Source organism: Prolixibacteraceae bacterium (genome assembly GCA_019720755.1).
GTDB classification, from domain to species: domain Bacteria; phylum Bacteroidota; class Bacteroidia; order Bacteroidales; family Prolixibacteraceae; genus Halosquirtibacter; species Halosquirtibacter laminarini.
Map to the genome: position 1 here is coordinate 3,004,245 of CP081303.1, position 18,113 is coordinate 3,022,357.

General features: G+C 33.6%; 13 protein-coding genes. 3 read left to right on the forward strand and 10 right to left on the reverse strand.

What is annotated here, in order from left to right:
- Positions 1 to 13: 13 nt before the first annotated feature.
- The 3 genes from K4L44_11840 to K4L44_11850 are packed head-to-tail and all read right to left on the reverse strand — an operon-like array spanning position 14 to position 6,284.
- Positions 14 to 1,189: a DUF4959 domain-containing protein gene (locus K4L44_11840; protein ID QZE13276.1), complete on the reverse strand. Its 1,176-nt coding sequence runs from the start codon at positions 1,187 to 1,189 to the stop codon at positions 14 to 16.
- A 22-nt stretch (positions 1,190 to 1,211) separates the two neighbouring features.
- On the reverse strand, positions 1,212 to 3,140 hold the full coding sequence (locus tag K4L44_11845) for a RagB/SusD family nutrient uptake outer membrane protein (protein QZE13277.1): 1,929 nt from the start codon (positions 3,138 to 3,140) through the stop codon (positions 1,212 to 1,214).
- Positions 3,141 to 3,149: 9 nt separating this feature from the next.
- Positions 3,150 to 6,284 (reverse strand): TonB-dependent receptor, encoded by a 3,135-nt coding sequence (locus tag K4L44_11850; GenBank protein ID QZE13278.1) that lies wholly within the window; start codon positions 6,282 to 6,284, stop codon positions 3,150 to 3,152.
- 539 nt (positions 6,285 to 6,823) lie between these two features.
- Between K4L44_11850 and K4L44_11855 the strand changes: the two genes are divergently transcribed.
- Positions 6,824 to 8,038 (forward strand): ISL3 family transposase, encoded by a 1,215-nt coding sequence (locus K4L44_11855; protein QZE13279.1) that lies wholly within the window; start codon positions 6,824 to 6,826, stop codon positions 8,036 to 8,038.
- Positions 8,039 to 8,246: 208 nt separating this feature from the next.
- Here K4L44_11855 and K4L44_11860 read toward each other — a convergent pair whose 3' ends face one another.
- Complete coding sequence (locus tag K4L44_11860) at positions 8,247 to 8,702, reverse strand: helix-turn-helix domain-containing protein (protein ID QZE13280.1); 456 nt, start codon at positions 8,700 to 8,702, stop codon at positions 8,247 to 8,249.
- A 270-nt stretch (positions 8,703 to 8,972) separates the two neighbouring features.
- On the opposite strand from K4L44_11860, the gene K4L44_11865 reads away from it, so the two are divergent.
- Positions 8,973 to 10,370: a nicotinate phosphoribosyltransferase gene (locus K4L44_11865; GenBank protein QZE13281.1), complete on the forward strand. Its 1,398-nt coding sequence runs from the start codon at positions 8,973 to 8,975 to the stop codon at positions 10,368 to 10,370.
- Between the two features lie 17 nt (positions 10,371 to 10,387).
- Entirely contained in the window at positions 10,388 to 11,506 is a 1,119-nt protein-coding gene (locus K4L44_11870) for an alanine racemase (protein QZE13282.1), read from the forward strand.
- Positions 11,507 to 11,614: 108 nt separating this feature from the next.
- Here K4L44_11870 and K4L44_11875 read toward each other — a convergent pair whose 3' ends face one another.
- The 6 genes from K4L44_11875 to K4L44_11900 all read right to left on the reverse strand — a co-directional run bounded on the left by K4L44_11875 (position 11,615) and on the right by K4L44_11900 (position 17,330).
- Positions 11,615 to 12,124 (reverse strand): hypothetical protein, encoded by a 510-nt coding sequence (locus tag K4L44_11875; protein QZE13283.1) that lies wholly within the window; start codon positions 12,122 to 12,124, stop codon positions 11,615 to 11,617.
- Positions 12,124 to 13,104, reverse strand: coding sequence for an ATP-binding protein (locus K4L44_11880; GenBank protein ID QZE13284.1), 981 nt, complete (start codon positions 13,102 to 13,104; stop codon positions 12,124 to 12,126). Before K4L44_11880 ends, K4L44_11875 begins: the two co-directional genes overlap by 1 nt.
- Positions 13,105 to 13,687: 583 nt before the next feature.
- The gene (locus tag K4L44_11885) at positions 13,688 to 15,217 is read right to left on the reverse strand and encodes a sulfatase (GenBank protein ID QZE13285.1); all 1,530 of its coding nucleotides are present in this window, start codon (positions 15,215 to 15,217) and stop codon (positions 13,688 to 13,690) included.
- A 104-nt stretch (positions 15,218 to 15,321) separates the two neighbouring features.
- Positions 15,322 to 16,155, reverse strand: a complete 834-nt coding sequence (locus K4L44_11890; protein ID QZE13286.1) for a glucosamine-6-phosphate deaminase — start codon at positions 16,153 to 16,155, stop codon at positions 15,322 to 15,324.
- Positions 16,156 to 16,267: 112 nt separating this feature from the next.
- Positions 16,268 to 16,978, reverse strand: coding sequence for an LrgB family protein (locus K4L44_11895; protein ID QZE13287.1), 711 nt, complete (start codon positions 16,976 to 16,978; stop codon positions 16,268 to 16,270).
- A gap of 118 nt (positions 16,979 to 17,096) precedes the next feature.
- A complete protein-coding gene (locus K4L44_11900) occupies positions 17,097 to 17,330 on the reverse strand; it encodes a CidA/LrgA family protein (protein QZE13288.1) in 234 nt (77 codons plus the stop codon).
- Positions 17,331 to 18,113: the final 783 nt, after the last annotated feature.

Below are 18,113 nucleotides of genomic sequence, written 5' to 3' on the forward strand. Positions count from 1 at the left end.
TAAGTATTTTTTATTATTCTCTATTATCACCAAAAACTTCTAATTCACACATTTGGAAATTATCTCCATTTGACCAAGTTTGCTTGACCTTAAGTCGAAGATATCGTACTTTGGGATTGTCAATAGAAAATGTAAAATCTTCTCCATTATTTGCAACATAAATATCTTCATTAGAAACTTTTCCAAAAGGTAATCCTGAAGGTTTAATAGATTCAAAATCTCCTAGCATAGTCCATGAATCCCAATCTCCTGAAGGGTCTAAAGTTTCGCAACCCCAAACTTCAAACTTTCTTACATTACCTTCTGCAAACACAAATGATTGAGATCTCTGATAAATCCGAATGCGGCTTAACATTCCAGTCTTACCTAGATCAATAGTAATCGAATGTGGCCAAACACCAGATCCACCTGGAGAACTATATCCATTATAGCCATTACCTTTTATACCATCCCATAGTTTAGGCCTAACCCATCCAAATACACCAGGCGACTCTCCTGGTAAATCCACAGCAGTAAATAGCTTACGATCGAATTTTGTTTCATAAAATGGACTTATGGTATCATAGACAGTTTCTGACTTATTCTCCCATCTGTCTAAAATATAACACTTAATTCTCTTTTCTTTAGTATCTAATCCTCTGACTGAAAGCTCACCTGAGGCAGCATCACTATAATAAGTTTTTATATTAGAGTATTCATTTGACAAAGAATCTTGAACCCACAAAGAAACTGCCACTTTAGCAGCAAATTCGTTGTCCCATGATAAAGCTACACCTCCAAAATCAGGTTTAAATTTTAACGAATTTGCTATGGATATATATGGAGGAGTTTTAGGATTAATTTTTACAATCGTAGGTTCAGACTCATTTTGACTCCTATCTACGGCAATAAGCTTAACCTCCTTCTCTTGAACATCACTAAATCCATTAACGACAAGACTATCACAATATAATGATGATTTTGATTCACACAATTCCTGACCTTTTCTTGTATAAATAGCCTTTACGTATAAGAAATCTTCATCAATAGGATTATCATAATGTATAACTGCACTTCCAGCTTTATTTGTTACATTTACATTAGTCACAACATTAGGACTAATATTATCAATAGCTTGCTGCCCGATAGGTTCTTCTTCACATGATAAAAGTAAAAGCAAAGAACAAATAGTTAATATATATTTAATCATAACAGAACTTTTATTGGTTTTATTACCATCCATAATTTTGAATCAAATGTTCATTAACATCTAAGTTACTCTCCTTTAATGGCCAAAAATAATCCTTTACACCAAATTCAACTGGTTCAACTGCAATATTCAAGACCTTATAAAACTCTTCTTGATTATCGGCCAAAATATTCCAACCACGAGGTTGCTCATTCAGAACTTCAATTTTTTTCCATCTTCTTATATCCCAAAAACGCTTCCCTTCAAAAGCTAACTCAATTGTTCTCTCTTGATGAATAATATCTCTTAATCCATCCTTAGTATCAGGTTTTGTAGGATTTATCGAATATTGTGTCCATGACTCCTTGACACCTTGTAATCCAGCTCTAGATCTGATATCATCTAAATACTTAAAAACTTCAGAAGAAGGGCCTGAATATTCGTTAAGAGCTTCTGCATACATTAAGTATAGATTTGCCAAACGATAGATAGGAAATGAGAAATATTTTTTTGTAGAATTATTATGGGATAAAGCATCTTTAAAGCTATGCATTTTCTTTACAGAATATCCTGTAATAGAATATCCACTACCTCCTTGATAGCCGGACTTTCCAAAATTAATAAAATTACAATACTGAACATTACGTGTCTCACCTGTAAAATTATAATAACCGCTTCCAAAGTAGACTCCTTTATCAAAACCCAAACTCGCATAAAATCTAGGTTCTCTATGAAAATGCAAGTATACGGTTTGTTTGTTTAATTCTACCTTCATCCTCTCGTCTACGTTAGAAGGTTCTGGTCTTAATTTAAATCTTTGATTGTACCAATTATTATTTACCCAATCTTTATCTTCATTAATCGGGACACCATTTTCTGAATAATACTTTTCAATTAGCTTTATTGTAGGGGCCCATTCACTAGTTGCTTTATTAAGGTTCTCAGCAGACATTCTAACAATTCGAGCAGAAGCATTTATACTTAAGAACGTTGTATTTATATTTGTACTTGGCCATATTAACTCTTTATTTCTCAAACCACATATAGCTTCTCTATAAGTAGTTTGTTCTTGAAAAAAAGGATCTTGACTACTTACTAAAGGATCAACGACACGATGTAATAATTTACCATGAGCTGCACATTCATCTATTGCTATTTTACAAGCATCAGCAGCATGTTTCCACTTTTCATCATCATAACTTTGAGGAAACAAACTGATACCTCGCTCATCTTTGAAATTGACATAATCACTATTACCGTTAAATAATGGACTTGCCTCATATAATAATACTTCTGCTTTCATTGTTAAAGCAGTTAATCTATCAGCTCTTCCAAGTTCAGTCTCTAATATCATTTGTTCAGGATAAGGCAAATCGGGGATAATTTGATCCAGTTTCTCAACAATATACTTAAAAACCTTATCGACAGGATCCCTAAATACTTGTACTTCATCCACACTTACATTTATTGGCAAATTATGATCTGTAATAGGAATTGGTCCATAAGATTTAAGTAGATAAAAATGATAATATGCTTTTAAGAATTCTGCTTCTGCTATCATTCTTTTCATCTCACCTGGCTGAAAATCAACGACCTTATACGCATTCTCGATGAAGATATTACAGTCTCTAATCCCCTGCCATAAAGATCGAGATCCTTGACGTCCATCCCATGTATTTAAAATTGGATCTGATACATTTTGATAACCTCTAGCTAAATAGCTATTTGTAAAAACATAACGAGTTTTATTATAGCATTCCCATGTTTCGTCTCCACCATTCATTGCAGGATCCTTGTCAACTGATCCCACAGGAGGTCGATAACTGTAGCATGAGAATAAAAACTTCTCAGCTCCAATTCTGTTTCTAAAAGAGTGTTCTATTGTTGGAACATTGTCTGGAACAACATTCAAATAATCATCACACGAACATAATAACAACAATACTACTATATAATAAATAATATTCTTCATATTAATTCTTTAAAAAGTAAACTTTAAACCTAAATTATATACCTTCTGAACAGGATAAGCAAAACCATTCCCTCCCATTTCAGGATCCCATAACTTAAACTTACTAAAAGTCAATAAGTTGGTTCCACTAAGATAAATTCTTAGATTATTCAACTTCACTTTAGATATCAAGTTCTGTGGTAAAGAATAACCTATTTCTAAAGATTTTAATCTAAGAAATGCCCCATCACGCATGAACCAACTAGAAGTCTGAAGGTTATTTGAGATCTTTTCATCAGATAAACGTGGCCATAATGCATAGGAATTTCTATTATCTTCAGACCAATGATCATCAGCATAAACAGCAAGTAAAGCACTCTGATTGTTAATAAATGGAGAAGTTGCATCCGCATTAATCCAAAAAGATTCTCGATCTAATCCTTGGAAAAAACAGTTGAAATCGAATCCCTTATAACCAAATGAGAAACCAAAACCATACACTATTTCTGGACTTGTAGGATAGCCTAAAGGAACCTTATCCATTTCAGTAATCTTCCCATCACCGTTAATATCCTTATATTTTATATCTCCGGCCATATAATTACCAATCTGTGTAGGTGAATTTTTGATCTCTGATGCATCAATAAATAAACGCTCAGCAACATATCCCCATGTTTGGTTCAAACTATATCCAATACGTGATCTCCAAGGTGTATTTGCATATGAAGGTTCCTCATATACATCAAATTGACTCTTAGCATATGTAAAGTTTCCCATGGCTGTAAGCCAAAAATCGTTATTGAAAGAATGATTCAAATTTAATGACAAATCAATACCCTTGGATGATGCCTCTCCAACATTTGCTCTAGATGATGCCTGTAGTCCCATTGTTGTTGGTATAGAACTTCTTGTCATCAAAATATTGTTCCTCTTTTCTTGAAATAGATCAACCTGTAACTCTAAACTATTCCATAATCCAATTTCAGTACCTAAATTTAATTTTTTAGCAGTTTCCCATGTAATATTATCATTGGCATAACGAGAAATAGATACTCCGTTATTATGATACCCCTTTTCGGTACCAAAACTTGCACCTTTGTTAGAATCATTCAAATTAACATTTGAAAGATAGAAAAATCTATCATTAGCACTACCAATCGCGTCATTACCTGATATCCCATAAGTAGCTTTGAATTTAAATTTATTAAAAGTAGATGATAAGTTAGATTTCCAAAATGGTTCATTGGATACCATCCAACTTAGACCCGCAGAAGGGAAAAAACCAAATCTCTCTTTCTTTGAAAAACGCTCGGAACCATTATATCCAAAATTAACTTCAATAAAATATTTGGAATCATAACTATAGGTAGATCTTCCAGCGATACTAATGTTTTTGTATGGCAGAGATTTTTGTAGATCACCAGCATTTGCTGTCAAATGTTGTCTCATGGTACCAACTAATAGTGTACCAAAAGAGTGTTTTCCAAAAGTATTACTCCAGTTTATAGCTCCTTCAAAATAGGTTGTTGAATTTACGTTCTTTTTACCTTCTTTATAGTTAAGATATTCAGTACCTGTGTTCTGATTTAGCAACTCCAACGAATAGTCGTTACTTTGCTCATCATAAGTTGCAATTTTATATAGAAATGGATTGTAGAATCTACTTACATCAAAGTATGAATACCTAGAGGTATTAAAAATACCTCTTAAACTTAAACCCTTAAGCAAGAAATCCAAATCTTGATGCAACTCAAACTGGGCAGACATATTAGAAGTTGTATAATTCTTATAACCTTTCACCATATCTGCATATGGATTATTATAATTTCCACTTTCAGCATTTCCAAAAAGGATATGTTGTGTATTTTTATTTTTATCATCTGGTTTATAAAAAGCAGGGAATAAAACAGGATTACTTTGTAAAACTTTCCCATAAATAGCAGACCCTCCATCAATAGGTCCAGTATAATCATCAAATGCACCCTGCAGACGGACATTGACTTTTGTTGTTTTTGTTACACTAATATTCACATTTGAACGTAACATATATCTCTTCAAATCAATGTTACTATTGAAATTGTTTTTAGGGTCAACCTTCAATAATCCATTATCACTTGACAAACTTCCTGCAACATAATAACGTGCGACTTTTCCTCCACCACTGATATTCAAGTTCATTCGTTTATTTAACGCATAATTTTTGAATAGCTCATCATACCAATTTGTTGTAGGATAAACGTCAGGATTTACTCCTGCTTTAGTTCTATCAATTCTAGTTTCACTATACATGGCTGGGCGTAGAGGATCTCTTGTTTTGATTGCCTCATTATGTAGATACATGTATTGAATTGGATCTGCAAGCTTTACTTTCTGTGTAGGCATTGACATAGACTCTTCTAAACGAACATTTATCTGAGCTTTTCCTTCTTTTCCTTCTTTAGTTGTAACAAGAATAACACCATTTGCTCCACGTGACCCATAAAGAGCAGTGGCAGTAGCATCTTTCATAATAGAAAAGGATGCTATATCATCAGGATGTAATTTTGACAGTTCTGTTGAACTAACTTCGTTGTGATCAACTAATATCAAAGGATCTTTCTTGTAACCAAATGTTGTCACACCTCTAATAAAAAATTCTGCATTATCTTGACCTGGCTCACCACTTCTTTGATATGAAATAACACCAGACATCCTTCCAGCTAATGCTGTAGTCAAATTACTTGAAGGTACTTTTAATTCAGATGGTTTTACTGTAGTAATAGAGCCTATGACACTCTCTTTTTTCTGTTTACCAAAAGCAACAATAGTTATATCTTCTAGTTCATTATGCATAATAGATAGTTGCACATTTAATTGCATCTTGCTACCTACTTTGACAATTTTAGAATCAAATCCAATAAACGAAAATATCAATTCATCTTCGTTAGTTACTAGTATCTCATAACTTCCATCAACTCCAGTTATAACACCTTTAGTTGTTCCCTTTATAATCACATTTGCTCCTGGAAGAGTTTCACCTTTGGGATCAGTAATAACCCCTTTTATCCAACGCCTTTTTGATTGCTGACCTATCGTTTCAACAACTCCGATATTAATACATGTTGCCATCGTATTTATATGACATAACAAGAGTATTAAAACTATGGTCGTTAGTTTTCTATTCATAAATTTGGCTTGATTAATTAGTTATTAAACACCTGATAAGTATTGTGCTTTTATTCTTATCAGTTCTAAAGTAATGAGTTTGTTATGATAAGATGAGTTTTTTATATCATCTCACAAACAAGTACAATACTTTCATTTTTTTAGTAGTAAACAGATCATGGAGACCTCATGTGCTTGAATTTGTTAGAGAAATTATTAATAAATAGAAATGAACTCATTATTTTATAATATTGACGTATTAAAAATGAATCCATTGTCACATAAATTTTATTTTAGGCAATTATATTATATAGCATGTTAAAAACTTTAGTTCAATAAATATTATTCACTGACACATTGTGATCATCATAATATATCTAACTTAACAATTAACTAAATCAAATTTAGTAAACATTAATCCTTGATGAAATACACAAAATGATAGATATATTGCATTTTTTATTATTGCTTTTTTAAGGTTCTTCCATGAATTGCGTATATGAACAAAAAGACTGGTAAACATATTCTATAGTTATTTCTTATATAAAACACTATAGACTATGAATACCAGTAGTATATATCATTGTTTAGGATTACAAGACCAGCAATTATTATCCACATCCTATGTTGGAGATACCATCCAACTTAAAGTTAAAACAAAAAAAGACAAACTACGTTGTAGTCGCTATAAAAGAATGCATGTTATTTGTTGTGGAGTTATTGAACGTAGTTTCAAGGGGCCAATGATAGGCAAAAAGAAGTGCGTTATTATCATAGATATTCAACGCCTTTATTGCAAGAAATGCAAGATCGTACGTCAGGAACATTTAAGGTTTGCAAAAGAGCAGAAGTCCTATATTCGATCTTTAGAGAAGATGGTTTTACTTCTCTCTTCTCATATGACGATTCAATCAATCAGTCGACTTTTAGACCTTAACTGGAATATTGTAAAAGATATCATTAAGTCTCACTTAAAATCAAAATGTCATTCTCCTGGGCTAAAGGGGGTGAAACATATTGCTATCGATGAATTCGCAGTGAGGAAGGGACATGTATACATGACTTGTGTATATGACTTAGATAAAGGAGTCGTTTTGCATGTAGGAAAAGGTAAAGGTTCCGAATCATTGGTTCCATTTTGGAAACGAATAAAGATCAATAAAGTCCAAATAGAATCTGTTGCTATTGATATGTCAGCTGCCTATATCCTTTCAGTAAAGACCAATGCACCTAAAGCTACTATGGTATTTGACCATTTCCATATAATAAAGAAACTAAATGAGACTATAAGTAAAATTAGAAGAGATCTTTACAACAAAGAGAAGGATGAGGTTATCAAGAAAAGTTTAAAAGGAAGTCGTTGGCTATTGTTAAAAAACCCAGATAATCTCAATCTTCAGAAAGGGGAAGACTCAAGACTTGAAAAAGTATTAGAAACGAATACCACCTTGTTTTACGCATATTATTTGAAAGAAGAATTGAGGGAATTATGGAATCAAGATAATATTAGAGACGCTTCAAAATTACTTAAACAATGGATAGAAGAGGCAAATGAGACTGAAATCCCTCAGCTTAAGAAAATGGTAGAACTATTGACCAAACACAAAACAGGAATTCTAAATTGGTATAAGTGCAATATCTCCACGGGGCCTTTAGAAGGAATAAATAACAAGATTAAAACCTTAAAAAGACAAGCATATGGCTATCGTGACTTAGATTTTTTTATGTTAAAAATAAAAGCAATGCATCAAGATATATACGCAAAATGTGGATGAACCTCATTTTTACGATTCATTGCTCCTATAACATTAAGAGCTTTACTTCTTGATGACGGAAGTAATATTTGATTCTTCTTGTCCTGCCATGCATATGGAACATAGGGAGTTAGACTAAAGTGACTTTCATCAACGAAATATAAATCTAAGTATCCTGAATCCTCACACTTACGTAATTCTGTTAGTTGATGTTGCTTTAGTTGGAAGTCTATATCATTCCGTTTTGTCTTGAGTGATCGCCGGACTCGCTTCCATACATACCCGATCTTTTTAAAAAACGTATTAAAGTCTCTTTTGAAATGGTAAGATTATAATGTTCTTTCAAATGATGAAGTATAGAAGATAGATTACGATTATTTATTTTTACTAAATCTTTGATTATATCATCGAATCCAGCTAATTTACACTTTGCTCCTCTTCCTTGTTTAATCCTAAGTGCATCAAAATTATATTCTAACCACTTGTCAAATAGACGTGATACTGTAATGACAGATATTCCCATTATCCTTGAAATATCAACCATAGAATAGTGACTATTGGACAGTAATAGACAATGTAAACGCATTCTTTCCACCTTGTTGTCTGAATGTTCATATAGAGCAGTTAGTTTTAGAACTACATCCTGTGTTAACTTTACATAACGCATGTCCCTAAGAAACAACATCTATTGTAATCATGAAAAAAAACTATCTGTAATTATGTGAACTTACTTATATTAAAATAAACAGGATAATATAAATATGTAAAGCATAAAGGGAGTAATTAAGATCATAAAAAGGGTAATTTACACAACAATACAATACTATGTAAAGTAAAAACACAATTAATTTGTAAGAAAGATCAAATATCACTTTATATTGTTATGTAAAAGATTTGGTTTTTACTATTTTTACAAATAACAAGGCTAGGATTACCCATTAAATAAATGCTTAGAATGAATAACTGCGGTTTATATACAGACTTTTACGAAATCACGATGTCCCAAGCTTTTTTCTTATCAGGGAAAGGGAATAGTCAAGTATCATTTGATTACTTTTACAGGACAAACCCTTTTGGAGGGGGATATTTAATTTTTGCAGGTCTTAGTGATGCCATCGAGTTAGTGAAGAGATTTAATTTCTCGGAGGAGGATATTGCATTCTTAGCAGAGAAAGGGATCGATTCTAGATTTCTTGACTACCTACGTGACTTTAAATTTCAAGGAGATATCTACTCCATGAAAGAGGGAGAAATTGCTTTCCCTAGAGTCCCTATCATGCGAATAGAAGGTAATATTATAGAGTGTCAGTTAATTGAGACACTTCTTCTGAATATTTTAAACTATGAATCATTAATCGCAACCAAGACATTCCGTATTACTCAGGCAGCCAGAGGCAGAAACATTATTGATTTTGGTATTCGCAGAGCCCATGGAACAGGTGCAGTACAAGCGAGTAAAGCAGCCATTATAGGGGGAGCTGTAGCTACATCGAATGTATATGCTGCGAAAAGATACAATTTAGAAGTTTCAGGGACCATGGCACATAGTTGGGTTCAGAGTTTTCAAGATGAGTACGAAGCCTTTAAAGTATTTTCTGATATTCATCCAGACAACTGTATTCTTTTGGTGGATACCTATAACACATTGCGAAGTGGGTTACCAAATGCCATCAAGCTGGCAAATGAACTGAAAGCACAAGGACGAAAGATTAAAGGGATACGTTTAGATAGCGGCGACCTCTCTTATTTGAGTCGTAAAGCACGTAAAATGTTAGACGATGCAGGTCATCAGGATATCATCATCACCGCTTCAAACCAGTTGAATGAACATGTAATCAAAAGTTTGTTAGAGCAAGATGCACGAATTGATGCTTTTGGTGTAGGTACTGAAATGATTACAGGAAAGCCAGACTCATCTCTTGATGGGGTATATAAGCTTGCAGAATGTGATGGAATTTCGAGAATGAAAGTTTCAGAAAACATCGAAAAAGTAACGCTTCCTGGCGCGAAAAAGGTGGTTCGATATTACGATCATGATGGGATGTTCTATCGAGATGCAATTGTTAAGAGGTCAGAAAAGGTAGAAGATATTAAAGAGATATTCCACCCGAGTGTCGACTATAAAAAGACAACTGTCGAAGCGCTACAGTCCGAAGAGCTACAAAAGCATGTCATGTCCAAAGGAGAAATTCTGATAGATCTTCCATCGGCCAAAGAATCTCATGAATATCTGATGGAACGATCCAAACAATTGCCCTCAGAGCATTATCGTTTCATCAGTCCTCATATCTACAAAGTAGGATTGTCGCTAAAACTGAAACAAGAGAGAGATAACTTTTTGAACAACTTATAGGCCAAACGACCTCCCCCATGAACAGTCATACCAAACTATCAATAAATAAAGAGAGATGCCATCGTAATATTGAGAAGATGGCTCTGAAATGTCAGAAACACAAGGTGTCTTTAAGACCTCATGTAATGGCACACTGTTCGCTGCAAATCACTGAATGGTATCGTCAATTTGGTATTGACAAGATTGCAGTCTCATCACTGCAAATCGCAAACTATTTTGCAGATAATGGATGGGAGGATATTACAGTGACTGTTCCGATAAACATCCATGACAAAGAACAACTGATTACACTAAATAATAAGATAAAGTTACAAACAGTGGTAGAGCACCTCTCAACCCTAGAAGAATTGATGGATGTTCCTAGCCCAATATCTATCTATCTAAAGATAGATACAGATGGAGAGATGTTAGGGATCCCTAGTACAAATATTAAGAAAATTCAAAAGATAATTGGATTTATACTGAAAAACCCTAGTCGTTTCAACTTCAAAGGGTTTATGGCACATCCATACCACACCTTTACAAGTGAGACAAGACATAAAATAAACAATATACACTATACCACCATTCTTCAACTGACCAATCTGAAAAATCAGTTTTTAGCATCCTTCCCCCATATAGAACTTATCATTGGAGACACACTCTCTGCTCTCATATGTAATGATTTTAGAAATATTACTGAAATCCAACCAAGTACTTTTATTTTCAACGATGCACTTACGTGGAAGCTTGGTGCGTGTAAATTAGAGGATATAGCCCTAAAAATACACACCTCTGTTATTGCCAAAAATAAATCTCGTAATGAGATCATTCTTCAAGCAAATGAACATCACATCACACGAAACAGCTATATAAACATTGATGGGAAAGAGCTTTATGGTAGGGTATTCAGAGAGGATAAAGGCAAAAAAACACTCCTAGGAGAGCTAAACTATATACATAAAATATCACTAACCCACGCTACAATTAAAGTTACCCCTAGTGAATTCTTTAAAATCCAAAGAGGAGATATCATCGAGATTATTCCTGTAAAAGCATCGGCTACATTTAAGAGTTGTCAATGGGGAGAGACAGAAGACGGAGAGATCATACAGTCTATGCCAAATCATTTCGGCACATACAATACGTCTATCTAAAATCGAGTAGAATGAGGATTATTCACCCACGATAACACCAAAGTACACTCATTATGACATGGGTAGTTCAAAAAACTTTTCGATCTAAATTAACAGAATCAAAATATATTAAATTACGAAATCAAAATTACTCTTAGCCTTTGTATAGCTCATCACAGTACTTTTTAAATCAAAAAGTTTCTCATAAGCTCTAAACTTACTCTTAAATCTTTCGCGTATAAAAGATAAATCAGGTTCTTGTGATTGTAATACATTTAGAATAGATACAAAAAGAAGCGTTGTATCTTGAGTAACCTTAATTTGATTAGATTGTAAAAGTTGAGCCCCTAAAGGTCTAGATTGCTGATAAGATAGAATCATTTGTAGACTATCAAGTGATTTCTTTATAAGATTATCAATCCTGTTAGTAGCATTTTTCTTATTCTTAATATCATCATCATTAAAATCCTTCAGTTCAATCAAGTACAATTTATCTTGCCTAGTATCATACCAACAAGCATCCATCTCTTTAAAGTTAAAACCACTCAATTGCTTATAAACATCAAGGTCTTGAAAACGAAACCATCTTGTATCTGGGAAATTAAGAGTAATACCACTTTCTGTAAATCCATTCATCATTACATTAAATCTAAATCAATTTCTTCATCAATCATTTTCAAAGCTTCTGCAACAATAGAATTCTCAGGAAGTCCATCCTTTAAATCTGATGAGACAAAATTTCCAGCATGTTGGTCATCTAACGACAAAGAAATACAACTCATACTTTCTAGTTGACGTCTAGCAATAATAGACAATTGTTTTATCATAAAATAATTATGAGTTGAGATAAAAATCTGCACACCAGCTTTACTCATACTGTAAATAATTTCACACAATTCTCTAATTGCTTTTGGGTGAAGGTTAGAATCTGGCTCATCCATAAAAAGAATTGAATCTTTATGAAGTTGTCTATTACGTATTAAAGTCGTTAAGATTCCTATTTTCTTTACACCTTCAGCAGTAAAAGACATAGGAAATTCTGATTTGCCCTTCTTAAAAATGAAATCTATATTAACTCCTTCTTTTTTTTGCTGTACTTCTCCTTCAAAAACTCTTTCAAGTGTTTGATTTACTGAAACTAAGTTAGACTCAATTTTGCCTTTTTTGGTAGGAATTTTTAAAGATTTAACCAAATCATAGTATGTGTCGTCAAATTCAGGGATAAAAAGAGTATCTCTAGCAATTTCGATTGTTTTAAATATTGACAACACCTCTTTGGCTGGTAAAAAAATAGTGTTAATATGACCATCAAACTCCTTTATGTGATCCGTAATATCAGCAACTTGTTCTTTTGCTGAAGAGGAAAAAGAGAAATATAAATGGGACTTGTCACAATAACTTATCTCGGACGAGAGCTTTTCATCAGCACCTCTCCTGACCATTCTTCCGATACCACCTTTTCTACTATTAAAACAATTTCCTAATTTATTACTTAATACCTTTTTAAAAGGTTCAGGAGAGTGTTTTTGCTTTATCCCAAACTCTTCAATTGACTTTGTCGCGGCATACATGATTTTTAGAAGCCCTGTTTTTCCTGAATCATTTTCTCCTACAATCACATTGATTGGAGTAAAGCGATCGAACGAAAATTCCTTAAAAGCCTGAAAGTTTTTAATAGTAACTCTTTCTATCATTTTATTGTTTTTTTACTTTCCGAATTGGTATTCTATATCAAACATTACATCCATAACAATAAAATAAGTTTAAATGATAAAATCAGAGATAATGTTTCATATATGAACAAGTTCCTAGAACAAAAATAGTCGTTAAAAAGATACGAGATAATTGACAAATACTCGTTTAGTAACAAGGATAAAGGTATAAAGTTTTATAATTTAATACACTTATTACACACAAAAAAATATACTAGGATTTCGGATAAAAAGAATAAAAGTAGAAGCATATTGTCTAAACAAATTATAAGTCAAGGAAATTGATATAAAATACAAATATCTGATTAATCAAGGATCTAGGCTTTGGAAGTATTTTAAGACCACTAAATTTAATATTCGATATTGTGAATAAATAAACATGCCCGACATACTATAAAAGCAAAGCCTATTAAACAGGCCTTGCTTTTATATTATTCACAATGTGATTCCATAATAAACGAATCAACGCGATCAATCAATGTCCCCTTATCTATAGATGTGGATAAGGAACAGGTTGTTTTGTGTCTCTATCTACTGGAGTTTGAGCCTCTACAGCCTTCATCTGTTTCACTAAAGCATCACACAGTTTTTTAGCAATCTTAGGGTTAGATTGAATGATATCATGTTTCTCACCGATATCTTCTTTTAGATTATAAAGCTCTGCTTTGGATGCATCATAATCATACAGCAATTTGTAATCTCCCATTCTAATTGCAGTATACGGCTTAACATCTGGGTACATTCTTCTTATTCCAGGACCAGCCCAATAGTGAGGATAATGCCAAATAAGAGGAATCTCTCTTTTCAAGTGTTTTTTCTTTCCAGTAACAAGAGGTATAATGGAAACACCATCAGAAACAAAATTACTACGAACCCCTGCATGTGCCAAATCGGCAAACGACAAAAATAGGTCATCTGTAATCACAGGCTCATTCACTCTTACATTCTTCTTCTTCGCATTAGGAAGCGAAACGATCATTGGAATACGTATTCCTCCTTCATAAGCACCACCTTTTCCTAATCGTAGAGGGAAACATGAAGTCGCATATCTTCCATCGCGATTATTTCCACCATGGGTTGCCAAACCTCCGTTGTCTGAGATAAAGAAGATAGCAGTATTCTCCAACTGACCATTCACCTGAAGTGCATCCATCACCCTTCCCAAACTAGCATCCATGCTTTCTACCATCGAAGCATATCTTGCTTGGGTTCTATTATACCCCAATCCTAAGTATTTTTTAAACAATTGAGGATGTTCCATCAAAGGAGTATGAAGCGCATAGTGTGATAGATCGATAAAGAAAGGCTTCTCAGGATTTCTACTCAAAGAATCGATCATATTGACAGCAACCGAAGTAAGTGCATCAGTAAGATACGTACTGTCTTTATAGAAAGCATCCAAATCTGGTACATGATGACTCGATTTTGGATTTCCATAAGGCACATAATAACTCCCAGGATGTCCAGCAGCATGAGATGCAATCGCCACATCAAAACCGATATGTTCAGGATTAGCAGCAAAAGCACCATAATTTCCTAAATGCCCTTTACCTATAATAGCTGTAAAGTAACCAGCTTTTTTAAGCATTTGTGGTAAAGTATATTGATCTTTAGAAATTCCAGGGATATTCCAATCTGGCAACAAATATTTTTGTTGTTGTCTATTTCCTTGCCCCTCTCCAGGAATCCAATTTGAAATTCGTGTTCTCATTGGATTCTGTCCAGTCATAATGGCTGTTCTGGTCGGAGAACACACAGGACTAGATGCATAAGCATCTGTAAACGTAACCCCTGAAGCAGCCAACCTCTCCATGTTAGGAGTATGGTATAGACGATTGGTTGGTACTGTCTGGTCCCACATAGGAACAGATGAATCTTCCCAACCCATATCATCCACTACAAATAGAATAATATTGGGTTTGGAACTTTTTTTTATCTCATCTGCCTTTACAGCCGTTGTAGGGAAAAGAGCACCTCCAACAAGCAAAGAGATACCTATTTTCAGTTTATTAACCATCATAATGTATGTTTTATTCGTTTATGCTAAGTTACAGTAAAATAGCTCAAAAAAAAAGAGAGAAATCGAAATGACTCTCTCTTTAATATAATTTATAAAATACTAGACTACCATCCTAGATTTTCATTGGTATCCCAAACAGACTCAGGCGCGATATTATCTTTTTCAATATCTTTGAAATGCTTATATGTACCAACAGTCAATTCATATGTTGCAGATTCATCACACAAAATCATCGATTGAGAATGAAGTTGTAGTGCACTAATAGTCCACATATGATTCACTCCCTCTTCTACTGCATGACGAAGAGCACGAGATTTATTGTGCCCTGTAATCAGAATCATAATCTCTTTAGAATCTAATAAAGTACCAACACCAACAGTTAATGCCTTCTTTGGAACTTGATTGATATCGTTATCAAAAAATCTTGAATTGGCTACAATTGTATCTTGATTCAACTCCTTGTCACGAGTTCTAGATGCCAAAGAGGAACCAGGCTCATTAAATGCAATATGTCCATCAACACCTACACCTCCCATAAAAAGGTCGATACCTCCATAAGAGAGAATTTTTTTCTCATATCTTAAACACTCCTTTTTCATATCAGGAGCATTACCATTTAGGATATTCACATTCTCCTCTTGAACATCTACATGAGAGAAGAAATTATTCCACATAAATGAGTAGTAACTCTCAGGATGCTCTTTAGGAATTCCTACATATTCATCCATATTGAAAGTAACCACATTCTTAAACGATACTTTTCCTTCCTTATGAAGTGAAATAAGCGCTTTGTAAGTCCCTAGAGGAGTTCCTCCTGTAGGAAGACCCAATACAAAAGGTCTTTTTTCTGTTGGCTTCGCATCATTAATACGCTTAGCTATATAGTTCGCACTCCAAATTGCAACGTTCGATGCATCTTCTTGAATAATTAATCTCATGAGCTTTAATTATATTCTTATAACATTGGTAAATTGTTTTTCAATTCAAAGATAAAAAAATAGGCTATAGAAAGTCCTTCTATAACCTATCTTATATAATTAGAATGATATATTATGATATTAACTCTAATAACTTCTCAATCCATGGCATGATGATCGGCGCAAAGATTGCAGTTAAAACACCATTCATAGCCAAACCAAGAGCTGAATATGCACCATGTTGCTCACTCTTCGGAGCAATTTTAGCAGTACCCAATGCGTGAGAAGCCGTTCCAATAGCCATCCCTTGAGACTTGGCATTGGTCACACCTAATAAATTCATAAAGGCTTCCCCAACAATCGCTCCTAAAATACCAACAGCAACAACAATTCCTGCAGTAAGTGCTGGAATACCACCTAAAGCTTCTGTAACCCCCATTGCTATAGGAGTAGTTACCGATTTAGCTGCAAGAGACAAATATACCTGTTTAGAAGCTCCACATAAGAATGCGATCAAAACAACAGAAATAATTCCAGAAAGACTACCAAGAACCATTGCAGACAAGATCCTTTTCCAATCTCTTTTTATCCTCTCCAGTTGAAGATAAAAAGGTATTGCCAATGCTACAACGGAAGGATTAAGCCAAAAGCTTATAAACTTTGTTTTTGCACTGTAATCACTGTAAGGAATATTTGTCATCAAAAGAAAACCAATACAAACCCCCATCGATAGAAATACCGGATTAAATATAAAAATTGGGTATTTCTGATATATTAATTTTGCTAAAATAAAGACAATCATGGTGAAAGCCACCAAGAAAGATATACTATTTAAAAATTCCATGTTTTTCTCCCCTCTTTTATTTTCTACCAGAAACAAGACCAGTTACGGCCATGACAATTAATGTACTCAGAACTGATGCGACCACAATAGGAACCCACTCTTTTGAAATGATATCCCACTACACCATCAATCCTACTCCGGCTGGAATAAAGAAGAAAGCCATGTTTTGAATTAAAAAGTCACTCGCATCCTTCACCCACTCTAATTTTACAACCTTAAACTCAAGGCATAAAACAAGGCAAAGCATACCAATGATACTACCAGGTACTGGTACCCCCAACACCCATCTTAACCCTTCCCCCAGAGCCAAGAAAGCTAGTATGAAAGCTAGCTGTGTGAATTTAGTCATCATATGCAATTTAATTTACTAGTTCGTTGCACTAAATATAATATAAATATGTAGAGGTTATTGTAAGATCAAAAACTATTAAACAACATATTATGGAACTGCAGCATACACACACACCACACAACAATCTACTACACAATACATTACATCATACACATGTTAAACAACAGGAAACCTATTTCATGAAGTATTCATATAATTTGTTTATGTGCAAGCCAAAACAATCAGAAACACTTAATGAACAAAATATTTATAATAATAAACTTAGATTCTATTAATAAACTTAAAAACAACTCTTTATCATTTCCTTGCGATTGCAAAGATACAAATTATCCATATCAAACTGACAACTAAATAGATAACAACCCATAAAAAGATATTAAATCTAAAATAGTAACAAACATAGAAGACTCTAAAATTAAGGAATATAGACTATATCACAAACACAATTACAGCATCAAACTTACAGGCAATCCCTCCAATATCGGTTCAATTCTCCACAAATTAACCTGAGAATAATATTACTTTAATAAGGGGTTCGGTTACCCTTTGAATACCCTTCCTTTACCCTTTGGTTACTCTAGGGGGATCGCAAAACAAAAGCAAATAAACCACTTTAAAAGCCTGTATATCTGCATGTTACAAGAATGACACAAAGACTTTATTTTTCAATCTATGAAACTACAATGAAACAATATATACTACTTGTTACATCTTTTTAACCACAAGTAATTCCACGAAATAGATCATTAGATCAAAGACACTCCATAAAATCAAATATTTGCC

What these genes read in the sequence shown, in the direction of transcription:
- K4L44_11840 (QZE13276.1), bottom strand. Translation starts at nt 1,189, where the DNA reads ATGATTAAATATATATTAACTATTTGTTCTTTGCTTTTACTTTTATCA.
- K4L44_11845 (QZE13277.1), bottom strand. Translation starts at nt 3,140, where the DNA reads ATGAAGAATATTATTTATTATATAGTAGTATTGTTGTTATTATGTTCG.
- K4L44_11850 (QZE13278.1), bottom strand. Translation starts at nt 6,284, where the DNA reads ATGAATAGAAAACTAACGACCATAGTTTTAATACTCTTGTTATGTCAT.
- K4L44_11855 (QZE13279.1), top strand. Translation starts at nt 6,824, where the DNA reads ATGAATACCAGTAGTATATATCATTGTTTAGGATTACAAGACCAGCAA.
- K4L44_11860 (QZE13280.1), bottom strand. Translation starts at nt 8,702, where the DNA reads ATGTTGTTTCTTAGGGACATGCGTTATGTAAAGTTAACACAGGATGTA.
- K4L44_11865 (QZE13281.1), top strand. Translation starts at nt 8,973, where the DNA reads ATGAATAACTGCGGTTTATATACAGACTTTTACGAAATCACGATGTCC.
- K4L44_11870 (QZE13282.1), top strand. Translation starts at nt 10,388, where the DNA reads ATGAACAGTCATACCAAACTATCAATAAATAAAGAGAGATGCCATCGT.
- K4L44_11875 (QZE13283.1), bottom strand. Translation starts at nt 12,124, where the DNA reads ATGATGAATGGATTTACAGAAAGTGGTATTACTCTTAATTTCCCAGAT.
- K4L44_11885 (QZE13285.1), bottom strand. Translation starts at nt 15,217, where the DNA reads ATGATGGTTAATAAACTGAAAATAGGTATCTCTTTGCTTGTTGGAGGT.
- K4L44_11890 (QZE13286.1), bottom strand. Translation starts at nt 16,155, where the DNA reads ATGAGATTAATTATTCAAGAAGATGCATCGAACGTTGCAATTTGGAGT.
- K4L44_11895 (QZE13287.1), bottom strand. Translation starts at nt 16,978, where the DNA reads ATGGAATTTTTAAATAGTATATCTTTCTTGGTGGCTTTCACCATGATT.
- K4L44_11900 (QZE13288.1), bottom strand. Translation starts at nt 17,330, where the DNA reads ATGATGACTAAATTCACACAGCTAGCTTTCATACTAGCTTTCTTGGCT.